The sequence below is a fragment of the Laceyella sacchari genome, from assembly GCF_024927925.1.
GTDB lineage: Bacteria > Bacillota > Bacilli > Thermoactinomycetales > Thermoactinomycetaceae > Laceyella > Laceyella sacchari.
Map to the genome: position 1 here is coordinate 1730178 of NZ_CP103866.1, position 16614 is coordinate 1746791.

Below are 16614 nucleotides of genomic sequence, written 5' to 3' on the forward strand. Positions count from 1 at the left end.
GCAGAACTGTTTATGATGAAATAAATTTATTTGCAAAGGGAGAGTGTTATGTTTTTAAAAACAGGCCGAATCATTGCTCTCGTCAGTTGTATCGTGGTCTGCACTGTCTTTTCCAGCTCTGTTCCCACTCAGGCGTCAGAGACTGACATGCTGGTTCGCGATGGAGCGACCCGGCCCATTTATTCCTATGAAGACGCCATCCGTGAAAAAGGGTATGTGGAAGCTCCGATGGACAGCGACCACGACGGTGAACCTGACCGCATAGCAATTCAAATCATGCGGCCTAACACAAACAAAAAAGTACCCGTCATTTATGAAATCAGCCCCTATCGGTCGAGACTTAATGATGTTCCCAACCACAATGTCGATGTTGAATTGCGCCCTGTAAAAGGCAAGCCCATGGCTGAGCCGGATCAAACGCAACCGTTTTCTGGTTATTATGATAACTATTTCGTGCCGCGCGGTTATGCCGTCATTTTAGCAGAAAGTGCCGGAACGGGCCTGTCGGGAGGCTGCCCGACATCCGGGGCGCACAACGAGACCATCGGCGCCAAAGCAGTGATCGATTGGCTAAATGGACGAGCCAAAGCGTTTGACGAAAGTGGAAAACCAATGGTTGCTGACTGGACCACCGGCAATGTCGGGATGATTGGCGTTTCATATAATGGAACCTTGCCTAATGCCGTTGCCGCCACCGGTGTGAAAGGACTAAAAACCATTGTTCCCATCGCCGCCATTAGCAGTTGGTATGATTATTACCGGGCCAACGGAGCCGTGGTAGCATCAGGCGGTTATCAAGGTGAAGACGCCGATGTGTTGGCAAAAGCCGTCTTGACCAGGAAAAACCCCTCCGTCTGCCAGGAAATCATTTCATCTTTGGAGCGATTGCAAGATCGGGTGACCGGTGATATGAATGCTTTTTGGCATGAACGGGATTATGTTAAACATGCCAGTAGAGTGAAGGCCAGTGTATTTGTGGTGCATGGCTTGAACGACTGGAACGTAAAAACCAAACAATTTGCCAGATGGTGGAATGCTTTGGCCAAGCACAAAGTTCCGCGAAAAATTTGGTTGCATCAAGGTGGGCACCTCAATCCGTTCAGTTTTCAACAACAAGCGTGGTTATCTGCCTTGCATCGTTGGTTTGATTATTGGTTGTATGAGATTCCCAATGGAATCATGAAGGAGCCAATGGTCAGGATCGAACGCGCTCCGGGCAGTTGGGAACAACATGCCACTTGGCCTGACAAAAAAGCCGAAAAGGTGCGGATGCCGCTTGATGCGGGAGGAAAATTGGGGAAGCAAAGCCAAGGCCAACCCAAGCGCTTGGAAACCTTGATCGATGATCCCAATCGCACAGCTGAACAACTGGCCTCCAATCCGGAATCACCATCCCCCAACCGCTTAGCTTATTTGGGAGATCCTTTACAAAAAGACCTCCGTATCAGCGGAACACCGAAAATCCGGATTCGCGCCAGCATTGATCGGCCTGTCGCCAATCTTACCGCGTTGTTGGTGGATTATGGGACGGACACCCGGGTAGACTACCAAAAAGGATTAGCACGGACGGATCAGCGCATCTGCTACGGCCAAGGGATTCCGGGTGATGATGGATGCGCTTACCTATACCAGCATCAGACCCATGTCTCTTCTTTTGAAATTGTAACCCGCGGCTGGTTAGATCCGCAGAACCGCATCTCTGACAGCAAAGCAAAACCAGTAATTCCCGGAAAAGAATACACCTTCGAGTGGGATTTGCAAGCTGATGATTATGTGTTCAAAAAAGGTCACCGCATTGGCGTCGTGTTGATGTCAAGTGATCATGACTTTACCATTCGACCTACGGGCGGGACGAAGATCACGATTAACCCCGCAAAAAGCCAACTCATTCTGCCTGTGGTGAAGTGAAGGAGCGGTTCCCGCGGATATAGCGAAAACACACCGGGCATCCTACCTCCAAAAAGGAGGGATGGCAACCATGTCCAAAAAGCAAGCGAAAGACAACAATGGGCAACGGAAAGTAAAAGTGAGCGGTGGCGAAGGGCGTAATGGCCGGTTGAGCCAGTTTAAAAATCATACACAACCAGGTGATCCTTACGCTCGCGATTATATGTCCCGTTCGGATGAGACCTGAAACCAAACAAAAACAGGCCAGCAATTCCAATGGCCTGTTTTTGTTTGCGAACCGCGAAGTAGGATTAGTCTTTGAAAGAAGGCAGAGAGGGGAATTGGAGCAAAACCGATGGGAAGTCATTCGGACTTTCTTCACTGCTAATGGGAAGCTGATATATCTCCCGGCAAAACATAAGAAAAAGCTGATGGTGTTGGAATATCTCGTCAAAGACTTGAAAGTCGGTGTAAAATATCCAGAAAATGAACTGAATGAATACATTAAAAAGTTTCACGATGATTATGCGACGATTCGGCGTGAATTAATCATCAACCATTTCATGTATCGGGAAAACGGTATCTACGAATTGAATCCGCCTGACATGTGGAGAACGTTTTAGATGGGACTGATTGGGTCTTATGATTCTCTCGGGTCGGCATTACTCACAAAGAATCCGGATTATTCATCCGGATTCTCCAGTTCTTCAATCAGCTCTTCAAAATCAGCGATGAGGTTGCTCAAGGTGTATGATTTATCATGATTCATGGCATCCAACCGATCGGCTGCACGGTGGAGGATCTGATTCGCTTGCTTCAAGTCCTGAATGGACAGATCCAAATGATAACGTTTGTCCACGGGAAAACACCTCCTATGCATAGTGTTTGAAAAGAGTCCATGTATCAATATACCATAACTTTCCTAAACAAAACCCCCAAGACTTTATGGCCATGATAAAAATCTATTTGCTCTGAAGAATGCCCAGATATGCTTTCCAAGGCCCTACCTCATCATGATAATGCTTGGCCATCACCCTGACAATTTGCTGGACGTGACTAAGGTCGTGGACAGCCCAAGTTGCCAGCAATTCCCGCAGGGTGACAACGCCAAGCTCAGGATGTTTACCAGTGCGATTCAAATCATGCTCCGTTAGAACCATCGTTTTTAAGGTTCGCACATTTTTGTTCCGGACGGCTTCGAATTCATCGAGAAGGGTTTCGAGTGACTTATGCCGGTTTACATGAAGATGGGCAGTGCGGTCAAAGGGGACAAACGTTTTTTCATCCCCATCACCGACTATAATCTGGATGCGTTGGATCCAGTCCGTTTTTTCACCATGGATTAGGTGACCCAACACTTCAAAAGGCGACCATGTTCCTTCCCCTTCATTGCAGTGAATCCAGGCATCTGGCAATCCTTCCAACATCTGACGCAATACTTTTGGTGTTCTGGCAAGAATATTTGTAACATCATCCAATTGAAAGCTTGCGCGTTCCATGAACAAAGCCCCTTTCACTGTTCCTTGCAGCTATCATATCAGATAACGAGCCAAAGTCCATCTGTCGACAAACAACCCCCATGACTTTATGGCCATGGGGGTTTTGTTTATCTATAAGATTTGACATACTCTTGCAGGAGAGTGACTGCTCGTGCTGGTCCACCTGCCGCCAATAATTCTTTTTTCATTTGGGCCAAGTTTTGTTTGATCGAAGACTCTGTGCGTGCGACATCGACAGCTTCCCGCAGCGTTTCCACTGATACGTCAGAAGGTGAGAGCGCTGTACCCAGTCCCAGCTTTTTGATGCGTTCGGCTACTAAAGGTTGATCGGAGCTTTGTGGAATCACAATAGGAGGTACCTCATACCATAATGACTCCATGGTGGAATTCATGCCACCGTGTGTAATAAACACTTGGGCCTGTTTTAGTACTTCTAATTGCGGGACAAAGTTGCGGATGATGAAGTTATTAGGTGTTGGTTCCAATGACTCAATGTTCGTTCCCGGACCGACGTTCATGATCACTTGCCATTCGGTATCAGCAAATGCTTCCATGCATGTGAGATAAAATGAGGTATTGGAAAGAATGGAACCTAAAGAGATGTACATGATGGGGCGATCAGGATCTAACGTGGTGCCTAAGTCAGGTTGGGTTGGCCGCTCGGTGATCTGTGGACCGACAAAGGCGAAGTGATTGCCAAGAGACTCAGAATCCGGTTGGAATATTTTAGGGATCATGACAAGATTAAGACCATCATTGGCACAAAAAAACTCGCGTATTTTTGCCATGACTGCCTCATCGTTTACGATGCGGGCTCTCTGTTTCATGAACACCGAGTCTTCTGTCATTGCAAAGCTACTGAAATAAGCGACCGAGGGAATTTGGAGAGATTTCAGCAGTTCTTTGGCCCAAACGCACATATGGTCATACACGATCAGGTCTGTGTCTACTCTGACGAGAGGCTCAAGCAGTTCGTGTGCCTGCTCTTTCTGTGATTGAAGAATCTGCAAGGATAACTTCATAAACTTGTCCGGATCATTAAGCATGGAGATACCATGTTCCTTGACAACATGCCCCAGGCTGAATTTTTCAGGAATCGGTTGATATTCCGCACCGACCGCTTCCACGGCATTCCGGAATTCGGGTATTGTAAAAAAAATCGCGCGCTCACCGCGACGCACCAACTCTTTGGCTATAGCAAGACTAGGATTCATATGTCCATGGGCAGATTGGATTAAAAAAAGTACTTTCATCCGACACACCTTCTTATCAGTGAAATTTGACACTAAAAAGTTAATATTTACCTTTGCCCTACACGATTAGATTATATGACCCGGTTGGTGGGTTCAATGAATATCTACTGAACATTCCGTATCCAAAAAGTAAACACCCCGCATTCTCCGCTCGCCCGAAGAATGCGGGTTCATCTAAAGACTAAACTGGTTTAACATGCTGAAGAACTCACCGATAAAGTCATAAAACAATTGTTCGGAAGGAGGCAATTTACGCTTTTTGGGAATAATTACGCCCACAGTCCGGGCTAATTCCGGTTCGCTGATGGGAATTTTGACGGTATCGCGCGGAGTGCTGTCGATCAAAGTGACTTCTGGCAACAACGTCACCCCGAGACCGGTAGCGACCAAACCTTTGATGGCATCAATGTCTTCCCCCTCGAAAGCCACTTTGGGCTGGAACCCCATTTGATGGCAAGCGTTGGCCACCAATTGGTACAGCACAAAACCTTTGGGAAACAAGACAAACGACTCATCTTTGAGCTGGCTCAGTCGTAGAGCAGGATAGTCGGCAAGCGGATGGTGAGATGGCAACAACGCAACGATCTTGTCAGAAAAAAAGATATGGCCTTCCACTTCTTTTACATCCGTGGGCACTGGGGCGATAAAGGCGATATCTACTTCGCCGTTGATAACGGAGTCGATGAGATGATGATACGCGCCTTGCTTGAGTTGAAACCCGATGTTGGGATATTTTGCCCGAAAAGCGGAAATAACCGTGGGCAGGATATAGGCGGCCAAGCTACTCGGAAACCCCAGGCGGATAGAACCTTTGGCCGGATCGAGATATTCTTCGATTTCTTGTTTGGCTTTTTCTATCTCTCGCAAAGCCTTTTGCGCATGGGTGAGGAATATCTTGCCCAAAGGCGTCAATTTCACATTTCGACCTTCCCGAGTGAAGAGGGCAACCCCCAATTCCGACTCCAGATTGGCGATTTGCCGGCTGACCGCTGACTGCGCTACATGAAGGGCGTGTGCAGCCTCAGTCACATGCTCGCGCTTGGCGACTTCAATGAAATATTGAATTTGTCTTAACTCCATCCCAGCCCCTCCCCCTTTTTTATCCATCTCAATATGCGATTAATTTAATCGGAAATATATATTGTTAATATAATTATACAAATATAAAATGACAATACATCTTAACGTGATATTTCCTGACAAGGGCGCCAAAACCAAATCTTCACAAGGGAGTGAAGAATGATGAGTCATAATCATACAGAGTTGCCAAGAAAACAAGGGCTTTATGACCCCGCATTCGAACATGACGCTTGCGGCATCGGATTTGTGGCCAATCTGAAGGCAAAAGCCTCCCATGACATCGTTGAAAAAGGATTGCATATCTTGTGCCAGCTGACCCACCGCGGCGGGGAAAATCACGCAACGGGAGACGGATCGGGTATCATGGTGCAAATCCCGCACCAATTCTTAAAGAACCAGTGCGCTAAGATCGGCATCTCGTTACCGGAGGCAGGGCAATATGGAGTTGGCATGTTGTTTTTGCCGCATGAGCCGTCACTTCGCACCGCGTATGAAGAGAAATTGGAGCGAATCGCGACGGAGGAAGGGCAAACCTTGCTAGGGTGGAGAACGGTACCGGTGAATCATCAGAACATTGGAGAAACGGCTCGAAAAACACAACCGGTGATACGCCAAGTCTTCATTGCAAACAGCCAAGGATTGGACCCATTGGCTTTTGAACGGAAACTTTATGTGATTCGCAAGCGAATGGAGCGGGAAGCAGGAGAAGATTTTTATGCAGCTACGCTGTCCAGCCGCACCCTCGTATATAAAGGATTGTTGACTCCCTCGCAGTTGGGTGAATTTTACCCCGATTTGCAGGACTCACTATTTGCATCCGCCTTCTCGATGGTACACAACCGCTTCAGCACCAACACCTTTCCGAGTTGGAAGCGGGCACACCCCAACCGATACTTGTTGCACAATGGCGAAATCAATACATTGCGCGGGAATGTGAATTGGATGCTCGCCAGGGAAAAGATGTTTCAATCGGATGTCTTCGGGCAGGATTTGGACAAGATTTTCCCTGTATTGGACATGGAGGGTACCGATTCGTCGATTTTGGACAATTGCTTTGAATTCATGACCTTATCCGGGCGATCTTTAGCCCACACCGCAATGATGATGATCCCCGAACCTTGGGAACATGATGGGCAAATGAGTGAAGCGCGGCGTTCCTTTTACGCTTATCACAGTTGCCTGATGGAGCCGTGGGACGGCCCTACCGCCATCGCTTTCACGGATGGTACCCAGATCGGCGCCTTATTGGATCGCAATGGCCTCCGTCCGGCGAGATATTACGTCACTTCTGATGATCTGGTGATTTTCTCCTCTGAAGTCGGTGTAGTGGACGTGCCTGAAGAGAAAGTGGTGCGCAAAGCCCGTTTGCAACCGGGGCGCATGTTGTTGGTGAGTTTGGATGAGGGGCGCATCATTGATGATGAAGAATTGAAAGAGCGAATTGCAGCGGAAGCGCCATATGGTGAGTGGTTGCGTCAGCATATGGTCAAGTTGAACGACCTGCCGGGGCCATCGGAAGTCAAAGAGCTTGCTACAGATGAACTTGTGCGTTTACAAAAAGCTTTTGGTTATACCTATGAGGAGATAACTAAAAATCTGGCGCCCATGGTGACAGAAGGAAAAGACCCTGTCGGCGCAATGGGGAGCGATACTCCGCTTGCCGTCCTGTCTGATCGACCACAACTATTGTACAACTATTTCAAACAATCTTTCGCCCAAGTCACCAATCCGCCCATCGATGCTATTCGTGAACAATGTGTTACCTCCACGACAACGCTACTTGGTGCGGAAGGCAATCTGTTGAAGCCTTCGCCGACTCATTGTCGCCGTATCCGACTGTCTACCCCCATCCTTGCCGATGAAGAGTTAGGCAGACTGGCCGGCAACACCCATCCGGCATTTAAAACAGCTTCCCTGTCAATGTTGTTTCCCGTGTCCAGACAGCATGAGTTGGCGGAGGTATTGGATGAATTATTTAACCATGCGGATGCAGCGATCGATGAAGGGGCTACCTTGCTAATCCTCACAGATCGAGGAGTAAATGAAGAACATGCGGCTATTCCGGCATTGCTTGCCGTCAGCGGTTTGCATCATCATTTGGTGCGCAGAGGAACGAGAACCAAAGTGAGCTTGCTTGTTGAATCAGCAGAACCGCGTGATGTGCATCAGTTGGCTATGTTGCTTGGATATGGAGCAGATGCGATCAATCCGTACCTTGCCATCGCCACTTACAAACAGATGATCCAGGATGGTGCATTGCCTGGGATCACCTATGCAGAAGCAGTGCGTCGCTATATTACGACTGCGACGGAAGGCATAGTAAAAGTGATGTCCAAAATGGGTATTTCCACCATCCAAAGTTATCGCGGGGCACAGATTTTTGAGGCGATCGGCATTGGCAAAAAGGTAATTGACACTTACTTCACCCGTACTTCTTCACAAATCGGCGGAATTCAACTGGATGTGATCGCGCAAGAAACCGTGATGCGCCATGCCCAAGCATTCGATCCGCATGGTGAATCATCGTTGGAAGCAGGAAGCGATCTACAATGGCGTCGCAACGGGGAACCCCATGCCTATAATCCGCTGACGATCCACACCCTGCAACAAGCGTGCCGCCGCAATGACTATGCGTTGTTTAAGAAATTCACGCAAATGGCCAACGATGAACATTTACTCTTCCTACGGAGTTTATTTGCATTCAAATCAAACCGGCCATCTATTCCGATTGAAGAAGTAGAACCGGTCGAATCGATTGTGCGTCGCTTCAAGACCGGGGCCATGTCATACGGCGCTTTGAGCCAAGAGGCACATGAGGCGTTGGCGATCGCGATGAATCGTCTCGGAGGCAAAAGCAACAGCGGGGAAGGTGGCGAAGACCCTCGCCGGTATCAAGTGGATGCCAATGGCGATTCACGACGCAGCGCAATCAAACAGGTGGCCTCAGGGCGGTTTGGTGTCAACAGCCATTATTTGGTCAACGCAGATGAGATACAAATCAAGATGGCGCAAGGGGCCAAACCGGGCGAAGGCGGACAATTGCCGGGCAACAAGGTGTACCCATGGATCGCGGAAGTGCGCGGTTCCACTGTAGGAGTAGGGCTGATTTCACCCCCACCACATCATGACATTTACTCTATCGAGGACCTGGCGCAATTGATTCATGATCTTAAAAACGCCAACCCTCAAGCACGGATCAGCGTTAAATTGGTTTCCAAAGCGGGGGTGGGAACCATCGCCGCAGGGGTAGCCAAAGGACTGGCAGATGTGATTGTAATTAGTGGGCACGACGGAGGAACAGGCGCTTCTCCCCGCACCAGCATCAAACACGCGGGGATGCCATGGGAGTTGGGTTTGGCGGAAGCACACCAAACGTTGCAATTGAACCAACTGCGTGATCGTGTTGTGCTGGAAACGGATGGTAAGATGCTGACAGGACGAGATGTGGTGATGGCCGCCCTTTTGGGAGCCGAAGAATACGGTTTCGCTACAGCTCCCCTCGTGGTTCTCGGTTGCGTGATGATGAGAGTATGCCACTTGGATACTTGTCCGGTAGGGGTTGCGACACAGAATCCGGAGTTGCGCCGGAAATTCATGGGCGATCCTGAACATGTGGTAAACTACCTGCGCTTTGTTGCGCAAGAAGTGAGAGAGATCATGGCGGAGTTGGGCTTCCGTACAGTAGAAGAAATGGTTGGGCGCACGGATGTATTGACGGTGAGCGACCGGGCCAAATCACATTGGAAAGCCAAACACTTGGATTTGTCGCCAATCTTTTATCAACCACAGCCCGCAACGGAGAGCAACACGGAAGGAGCGACCTCAGCCGTACAAGATCATCATTTGGAAAAAACACTTGATTGCCAGCAACTGCTTCCTTTATGCCAACCTGCATTGGAATATGGGACGCCAGTGAAGGGAGAATTTACGGTTAACAACAATCACCGGGTATTAGGCACCATTTTGGGCAGTGAAGTGACTAAGCGTTATGGTGAACAAGGGTTGCCTGAAGACACGATCCACCTGTCATTCAAGGGGTCGGCAGGACAGAGCTTTGGCGCGTTTCTCCCCAAAGGGATTACCCTGAATATTAAAGGCGATGCCAACGATTATGTCGGCAAAGGGTTGTCTGGTGGCAAAATCATCGTGAAAACACCATCCTTATCTCCATTTAACGCGCATGAGAACATTATCATTGGTAACGTCGCTTTCTACGGCGCCTCCTCTGGTGAAGCATATATCAACGGGATGGCGGGCGAACGTTTCTGCGTACGCAACAGTGGAGTGAATGCTGTTGTCGAAGGCATTGGAGATCATGGTTGTGAATACATGACCGGGGGCCGGGTCGTTGTTTTGGGATCGGTCGGGAAAAACTTTGCCGCGGGTATGTCTGGTGGAATCGCTTATGTCCTCGCCGAAGATACGGAACGGTTCTACGCCCATTGCAACCAAGAAATGGTCTTGTTGGAACGTTTGGTTGACAAGGAAGAGATCGAGCAAGTGCGGGTCATGATTGCCAAGCATGTGCGATACACTCATAGCCGCCGTGGTCAATCTGTCCTGGCGGAGTGGGAAAAACACGTGCCGAAGTTTATCAAAGTGATCCCCCGCGATTACAAGGCGATGAAGGAAGCCATCGAAACATTGAAACAAACTGGTTTATCTTTGTCCGAGGCGAAAGTGGCAGCGTTTAACCAACTGAAGAAACAGCGCGATCAACAAGCGAAAAACCATGTGCTGGTCACGACAGGATAGGAGGGAGATTATGGGCAAACCAACGGGATTCATTGAATACAAAAGGGAAGAGCCACAAGAGCGGAGTCCGCTTGCACGTTTGAACGATTGGGAGGAATATCAACTTCCTTTTCCTGAAGAAAAGTTGCAAATCCAAGGTGCTCGTTGCATGGATTGTGGCACGCCGTTCTGCCAAGCCGGCTTTGAATTAAACGGTTCAGCGTCGGGTTGTCCTGTGCACAACCTTATTCCAGAATGGAACGATCTTGTCTACCGCGGGCGTTGGAAAGAAGCGCTAGACCGCCTGTTAAAAACCAATAACTTTCCCGAATTCACTGGACGCGTGTGCCCGGCTCCCTGCGAAGGGGCTTGTACGGTGGCTATTCATGATCCTGCCGTGACCATTAAAAACATCGAATTGGCCATTATTGAAAAAGGGTTTGCCGAGGGATGGATCGTTCCTCGGCCACCCCGATTGCGAACGGGGAAAAAAGTGGCCGTGGTCGGATCCGGCCCCGCGGGATTAGCCAGCGCCGATCAATTGAATAAAGCAGGTCATACAGTTACCGTGTTTGAACGGGCCGACCGCATTGGCGGCTTGTTGATGTACGGCATTCCCAACATGAAATTGGAGAAGCGAGTAGTTGAGCGCCGGGTGCGGCTCATGGAGCAGGAAGGGATCACCTTTGTCACCAACACCGAAGTCGGCAAAGATATCACGATGGATCAATTGCGATCAGAGTATGATGCAGTGATCCTGTGCGCTGGAGCGCAACAACAGCGTGACCTGGTGATAGAGGGGAGAGAGTCCGCAGGCGTAGAGTATGCGATGGATTATTTGACTGCGGCCACTAAGCAATTGCTCAATCCGCAAACAGGCGAATCAAACTTATCAGCGGAAGGTAAAGATGTGATCGTCATTGGCGGTGGAGACACAGGTGCCGACTGCGTGGCGACCGCCTTGCGCCAACGATGCCGGAGTGTTGTACAATTCGGCAAGCATCCCCGACTACCTGATAAACGCCGTCCGGATAATCCTTGGCCAGAGTATCCTCATGTTTTCACACTGGATTATGCATATAAGGAAGCTGAAGCGAAATTTGGCCGCGACCCGCGCCGATACTCGATTGCCACACGTAAAATCGTCAGTGATGCACAAGGCCGCGTGAAAGCATTGCACACTGTAGATATGGAGAAAATTTATGCACCGGATGGGAGCTATACATTTAAAGAGATACCTGGCAGTGAGCGGATCTGGCCGGCCCAGCTGGTATTGATCGCCATCGGTTTCGCGGGAACGGAAGAAAAACTTCTCTCTCACGCGGGTCTTGCGCACACCAATTTCAAAGTCAATGCCGCTTATGGCGATTACCGCACCAATCTTGAAGGGGTTTTTGTCGCCGGTGATATGCGGAGGGGACAAAGTCTGATCGTATGGGCCATCCACGAAGGTCGGGAAGCAGCCCGCGCTTGCGATCAATATTTGATGGCAACCACACAAGGTGCTGAGAAAGCGATATAGAGATACATGCATATGACAAAGTGGGAAGTCATTTTCTCACTTTGTCATTTTTTATGAGCATCGTCGGTTTGGATTACGAGAAGCATACGACTCAACATACAGAAAACACCTGGTAAACAGCGGGAATTTACCAAATAATAGGGGGTAGATGCCGGATAAATGGCTTGTTTTCACCAAAAATACCCCTACACAACGTTACAAAACAAATATTTTGTTACGTTGTGTAATGATTTATGCAAATCTGATGGTTTTATCCTACATATTTCTCATCCAACCCTTTCTATCTCATTAGAAAAAGTTAACTATAGTATTGAGAAATGAAATAAAAAAATTTCAATAGCATATTGCGCACTCTCCAGACCGTTGTTGTATCAAACAATCTCTCCCCGTGCATAAAAAAGGAGCCTTACGGCCCCTTCTGACTGACATTAGCTGATACCATATCCGGTTAACAAGTACACCCCGACCCATGCGACGGAACCACACAAGGATCCGATCAAATATTGAGAACGGTTTAATTTCAACAATCCAGCACCGTATGAGACACTTATGCGGACACCGGGAATGAAGTATGACACAGGAATTCCCCAGAATCCATATTTGCGCATAAATTCAAGTGAACGTTCTGATTTCCCGATCAAAAAGCGCCATTTGGGAAAGGCCGCAAACAATTTCTGCTTACCGAAAGCTGCCAGGAAATAGTTGATCAGTGATCCGAACAATACGGCAACAACTGATAAAAGAAAGGTGGGCAACAAAGAGAAAACACCTTTGGCGATCAGTGTCCCGGCATAAAATAGCACGGCTTCGTCCGGGATTGGTAACCCGATGATCCCGAGCAGCAAGATAATGAACAATATCGGATAGCCGTAGCAAGCCACCCAACCCAGAATTAACGCTTCCGTCAAACCGTATCGCTCCTTTATGTCAACTCGCTTCAGATGCGGCTTCTTCTTTTTCCCATCGTTCCTCTGCATTAAACCAATAAAACCACTGCCCTGGAGCGTTTTTTACCATCTTCTCCATCTCTCGGTTCAAAAAATTGATCGCTTCCCCCCGCTCTTTGCGATCAAACATTTTGTACAGATGAATGGGCTCTCGAAACATAAGCCGATGGCGAAATCCTTGTTCTCGGAACCCCATAAAGGGAATAACCGGTATGTTTTGCTCCAGCGACATGACCGCCGCTCCTCCGGGAGTCCGTGTTTTTCTCCCGAAAAAGATCGATTCAGGAAATTGCGGTCGATAAAAATCGCCAAGCAAGAATACTACGCCGTTTTTCTTCAGATGCGCCTTGAGTGTTTTCATCATTAATAAAGGAGGTGTTTCGTCGTAATCTAGCCCATCGCACCCCAACCGTTGAAATAACAGATAGAAAGGACGAATGTCTTCGCTTTGGGCAGTCACGACCGTCAAGCATGGATACTTCATCGACAAGTACCAGTAATAGTAGAAAAAATTACCCATGTGTGGAGTGAGCAGAATCGCCCCTCTGCCTCGTTCCAATACCTGCTTAAGAATCTCTTCGCCTTCTACCCGAAACCGCCAGTCGATTGAATCGCTCAGATTACCAGAATCGATCAAAATTTCATAAATTGAAACAAAGACAGATTGGAAGTACTCCCTCCCCATCCGAGATAAATCTCGGTCTGATTGTCTGGGCAGAAGTTGGCGCATGTTGTTCAACACATGGGCTCTCCCTTTTCCTGCCAGCAGATAAACCGCGTCGCCCAACAAACATAAAAACGGATAGCATAATGATCTCGGGAGCAAACTCCCCCAACGTTGCAGCCGTGTCAATCTATGCTCATCCATGGTGACTTTGGCAATCCATTTATACATGCTTACACGCCTCCCATAAAGCGGCGTTGGTATCTTTTGGTCATTTTGGCTGTCTCCAAAACAACAAAAAAGTCAGTAGAACGGAAGATGGGATCATAGATCGGTTCGCCAGCAATCTCCGCACCCAGCCATTTGTAACCTTTCAACAACGGAGGCAGGTTTCGGTAGACCTCGCGCATATTAAATTCGGTTGCGTTTAAGCATTTGAGGCCAGCAATGGCATGGCTCGGAAGCGGACGGATGCGATAACGGTCCGTCACGACCCCTTCATGGCACAACATGCTGTATAATTCGCTAATCTGCCGAGGTTCATGAATCGGTACGCTCACACAGCCAACCACATATTTGTGCCTGCTTTCTTTGATGTAATCGGCGATGCCTGCCCATAACAACTGGATCACCTGCCCTGTCCGATAGTCACGATCAATGCAACTGCGTCCCACTTCAAGGGTGGCCGCCTTATACGCAGCGAAGGAAGCTAAGTCAAATTCCGTTTCAGAGTAGAAGCCATTGCATTGTATTGCCTTTTCCCCTGGCAACATACGATAGGTGCCAACCACCTTGCCACGATCTGTATCGACAACAATCAAGTGGTCACAGAATGGGTCATATTCATCCATTTCCATTCTCTCTTCATTCTCAAGGGAAGCAAGTTTTCCTTCTTCAACAAACGTCTGGTAGCGCAAACGAAATACTTGCTCAAGCTCTTCGGCGGTTTCCGCCAATTTGACAATCAATGCGCTTGGTTTCATATCCATGGTTTCCCCTCTTTTCTTAAACACAACTCTCCTCTTTTGTACCAAATCAATATTGGTTGATTGTAAATATTTGTTATGGATTTTAGGGGATACTTAAAAGATGTGTTAACCTCTTGTAAAGAGAGTTGTCAAATGTTTAGGGCCATGCTGCTAACCTGCGGGCAATCCAACTTTGAATCCCTTGAATCAACAGAATTTTGAAAGAGTGTTATTAATTGAATTAATACACATTCAACATTTGCTATTGTTTCTATTAGTGAAATTCATTGTTTTGAAATATATAAATAAAATGAAAATTTATATGACAACACTTTCCTTCTGTTGCGCTCTTCCTCCGATCAAAATCAGATCATTTCTGCTGCAGAACATAAACAACCCCCATTCAGCGTAAGGATAAGCTAAATGGAGGTTTCATTTTAGATTGAGGAGGCGGCACGATGAATCATTCATTCAGTTTGCTCCCTGGTGAACAAGCGACGCTCTCTTGTGGCACTCCACCCTTTTTGTTTCGGATCGATATCCTCATCCGCCCGCATGAAACAATCCGCATCCTCCGGCATGTGAATGGCGCGCGGTTAGAGCGGATTTCGGAACAGTCGGAAAGTAACGCCATCTCCATCCCCGACCGTTCTTTAGTGCATATAAGATGTTCTGCTGAGGAATGGGATTATTGCCTGGACTGCATCAATTGATCTGCCTACAGGTAACAGCTTGCATCTTTAGATAAATAAATTGATGTTACCATCATTGGCCTCTGATATATAGGTGGCCACCCCGGCAAATTCCATGCCGTCTATTAACTCTTCCTTTTGTATACCTAGCACTTCCATCGACATGGTGCAGGCGATCAGCTTAATATCCAACTCCAATGCCATCTGGATTAACTCGTTCAACGTAGCAACATTTTTCTTTTGCATAACCCTTCGCATCATGATCGGTCCCAAGCCGGCGAAGTGAAGCTTGGACAACCCCAACTTCTCAGGGCCGCGTGGCAAAAGCCAGCCAAATGTCTTGTCCATCCAGGATTTTTTCACGTTGACCACTTGGTCTTTTCGCATGATATTAAGACCCCAAAAAGTAAAAAACATTGACACTTGATTTCCCATAGCTGCTGATCCGATAGCTATGATAAAGGCTGCCAAAGCCTTGTCCAAATCACCGCTAAACACAACCATCGTTGTTTTTTTGCCGTTCATGGGTCAATCCTCTCTTCGTCCTTTTTTGATCCAAAAGCGATACGTCGAGCCATCGGTTTGTTGTTTAACAATTGTATGCCCATTTGCTCGAGCCCACATCGGAATGTCTTGTAATGAACCGGGATCAGACGTATGCAACTCCAAAATTTCATTCACGGACAGTCGCTCGACCGCTCGCTTGGCTTGAATCAAGGGGACGGGACATTGCAAGCCTTTGCAATCAAGCACATGATTTGCTTCCATATCGCGCATCCTTTCTTTTAAAAATATCTCCATCAAAATATTGACAGAGCTCCTTGTTTGGTAAGATGAGGCAACGGATTGACCCATCCGCGTTAGGCTTAAACGGGATCGAATCGTTTTTTAATTTTTTTAAATAATACAGGTATTATCATCATAAATAAAATTCGGATTGTGTGTCAATCGAATTTTGACCATTCAGTTAGATTTGGTAAAAGGGACACAGTTTGTTAAGATTTTCACAATCAAGGCAGGTACCTTTTATGGTTAACTTAATGCTGGGGTGATAGTATGCTCAAACAACCTTTGGGTCGATTGCGTGTCATTGGCTTTCTTGAAGGGATGTCCTATCTCATTTTATTATTTATCGCCATGCCTATGAAATATTTGGCTGACTATGCCGTGGCCGTCACCATCACCGGCGGATTGCACGGATTGCTGTTCGTCCTCTTCATAGTTGCTGTAGGCCATGTTGCCATTGTGAACCGCTGGTCTCTGAAACAAATCATCGGCGCGCTGATCGCTTCAGTCATTCCATTTGGCACCTTTGTGTTGGACAAGCGCTTAAAGGAAAGCCATTCGCGTGAAGGATAAAAAGATGGG

The 16614-nt window shown here is 47.7% G+C and carries 15 protein-coding genes and 1 pseudogene; 7 read left to right on the forward strand and 9 right to left on the reverse strand.

All coding sequences use genetic code 11. The annotated features are described in order from the left end of the window. Positions 1-48 precede the first annotated feature (48 nt). The 3 genes and pseudogenes from NYR52_RS08620 to NYR52_RS08630 all read left to right on the forward strand — a co-directional run. Positions 49-1908, forward strand: coding sequence for a Xaa-Pro dipeptidyl-peptidase (locus NYR52_RS08620; RefSeq protein ID WP_259435458.1), 1860 nt, complete (start codon positions 49-51; stop codon positions 1906-1908). A 70-nt stretch (positions 1909-1978) separates the two neighbouring features. Further along, positions 1979-2134 carry a hypothetical protein gene (locus NYR52_RS08625; RefSeq protein ID WP_170176049.1) on the forward strand — a complete coding sequence of 52 codons (156 nt, stop codon included), beginning with the start codon at positions 1979-1981 and terminating at the stop codon, positions 2132-2134. 112 nt (positions 2135-2246) lie between these two features. Further along, positions 2247-2510 (forward strand): annotated as a pseudogene (locus NYR52_RS08630) (DUF2087 domain-containing protein); the annotation flags it as partial. 59 nt (positions 2511-2569) lie between these two features. On the opposite strand, the gene NYR52_RS08635 reads toward NYR52_RS08630, so the two are convergent. From NYR52_RS08635 to gltC, 4 genes are all read right to left on the reverse strand, one after another. After that, the gene (locus NYR52_RS08635) at positions 2570-2746 is read right to left on the reverse strand and encodes a hypothetical protein (protein WP_022738237.1); all 177 of its coding nucleotides are present in this window, start codon (positions 2744-2746) and stop codon (positions 2570-2572) included. A gap of 103 nt (positions 2747-2849) precedes the next feature. Continuing rightward, entirely contained in the window at positions 2850-3386 is a 537-nt protein-coding gene (locus tag NYR52_RS08640) for a DinB family protein (RefSeq protein WP_132220518.1), read from the reverse strand. 107 nt (positions 3387-3493) lie between these two features. Next, a complete protein-coding gene (locus NYR52_RS08645) occupies positions 3494-4639 on the reverse strand; it encodes a nucleotide disphospho-sugar-binding domain-containing protein (RefSeq protein ID WP_259435459.1) in 1146 nt (381 codons plus the stop codon). 174 nt (positions 4640-4813) lie between these two features. After that, positions 4814-5719, reverse strand: coding sequence for a glutamate biosynthesis transcriptional regulator GltC (gene gltC, locus NYR52_RS08650; RefSeq protein WP_132220522.1), 906 nt, complete (start codon positions 5717-5719; stop codon positions 4814-4816). Between the two features lie 162 nt (positions 5720-5881). Between gltC and gltB the strand changes: the two genes are divergently transcribed. Together gltB and NYR52_RS08660 are read left to right on the forward strand one after the other, a co-directional pair. Next, entirely contained in the window at positions 5882-10474 is a 4593-nt protein-coding gene (gene gltB, locus NYR52_RS08655) for a glutamate synthase large subunit (RefSeq protein WP_259435460.1), read from the forward strand. 10 nt (positions 10475-10484) lie between these two features. Further along, the gene (locus NYR52_RS08660) at positions 10485-11975 is read left to right on the forward strand and encodes a glutamate synthase subunit beta (RefSeq protein WP_259435461.1); all 1491 of its coding nucleotides are present in this window, start codon (positions 10485-10487) and stop codon (positions 11973-11975) included. Positions 11976-12403: 428 nt separating this feature from the next. On the opposite strand, the gene NYR52_RS08665 is transcribed toward NYR52_RS08660, so the two are convergent. The 3 genes from NYR52_RS08665 to NYR52_RS08675 are packed head-to-tail and all read right to left on the reverse strand — an operon-like array spanning position 12404 to position 14575. Then, positions 12404-12883, reverse strand: coding sequence for a DedA family protein (locus tag NYR52_RS08665; RefSeq protein WP_158283253.1), 480 nt, complete (start codon positions 12881-12883; stop codon positions 12404-12406). Positions 12884-12902: 19 nt separating this feature from the next. Next, positions 12903-13817, reverse strand: a complete 915-nt coding sequence (locus NYR52_RS08670; RefSeq protein WP_259435462.1) for a lysophospholipid acyltransferase family protein — start codon at positions 13815-13817, stop codon at positions 12903-12905. A 2-nt stretch (positions 13818-13819) separates the two neighbouring features. Beyond that, positions 13820-14575, reverse strand: coding sequence for a GNAT family N-acetyltransferase (locus tag NYR52_RS08675; RefSeq protein ID WP_259435463.1), 756 nt, complete (start codon positions 14573-14575; stop codon positions 13820-13822). A gap of 437 nt (positions 14576-15012) precedes the next feature. On the opposite strand from NYR52_RS08675, the gene NYR52_RS08680 reads away from it, so the two are divergent. Further along, a complete protein-coding gene (locus tag NYR52_RS08680; protein WP_259435464.1) occupies positions 15013-15267 on the forward strand; it encodes a hypothetical protein in 255 nt (84 codons plus the stop codon). Between the two features lie 27 nt (positions 15268-15294). Here the strand turns inward: NYR52_RS08680 and NYR52_RS08685 are convergent, their stop codons facing one another. Then, complete coding sequence (locus NYR52_RS08685; RefSeq protein WP_054096310.1) at positions 15295-15771, reverse strand: DsrE/DsrF/DrsH-like family protein; 477 nt, start codon at positions 15769-15771, stop codon at positions 15295-15297. Positions 15772-15774: 3 nt separating this feature from the next. Beyond that, positions 15775-16014: a sulfurtransferase TusA family protein gene (locus NYR52_RS08690; protein ID WP_132220538.1), complete on the reverse strand. Its 240-nt coding sequence runs from the start codon at positions 16012-16014 to the stop codon at positions 15775-15777. Between the two features lie 288 nt (positions 16015-16302). Between NYR52_RS08690 and NYR52_RS08695 the strand changes: the two genes are divergently transcribed. After that, a complete protein-coding gene (locus NYR52_RS08695) occupies positions 16303-16605 on the forward strand; it encodes a DUF3817 domain-containing protein (protein WP_132220540.1) in 303 nt (100 codons plus the stop codon). Positions 16606-16614: the final 9 nt, after the last annotated feature.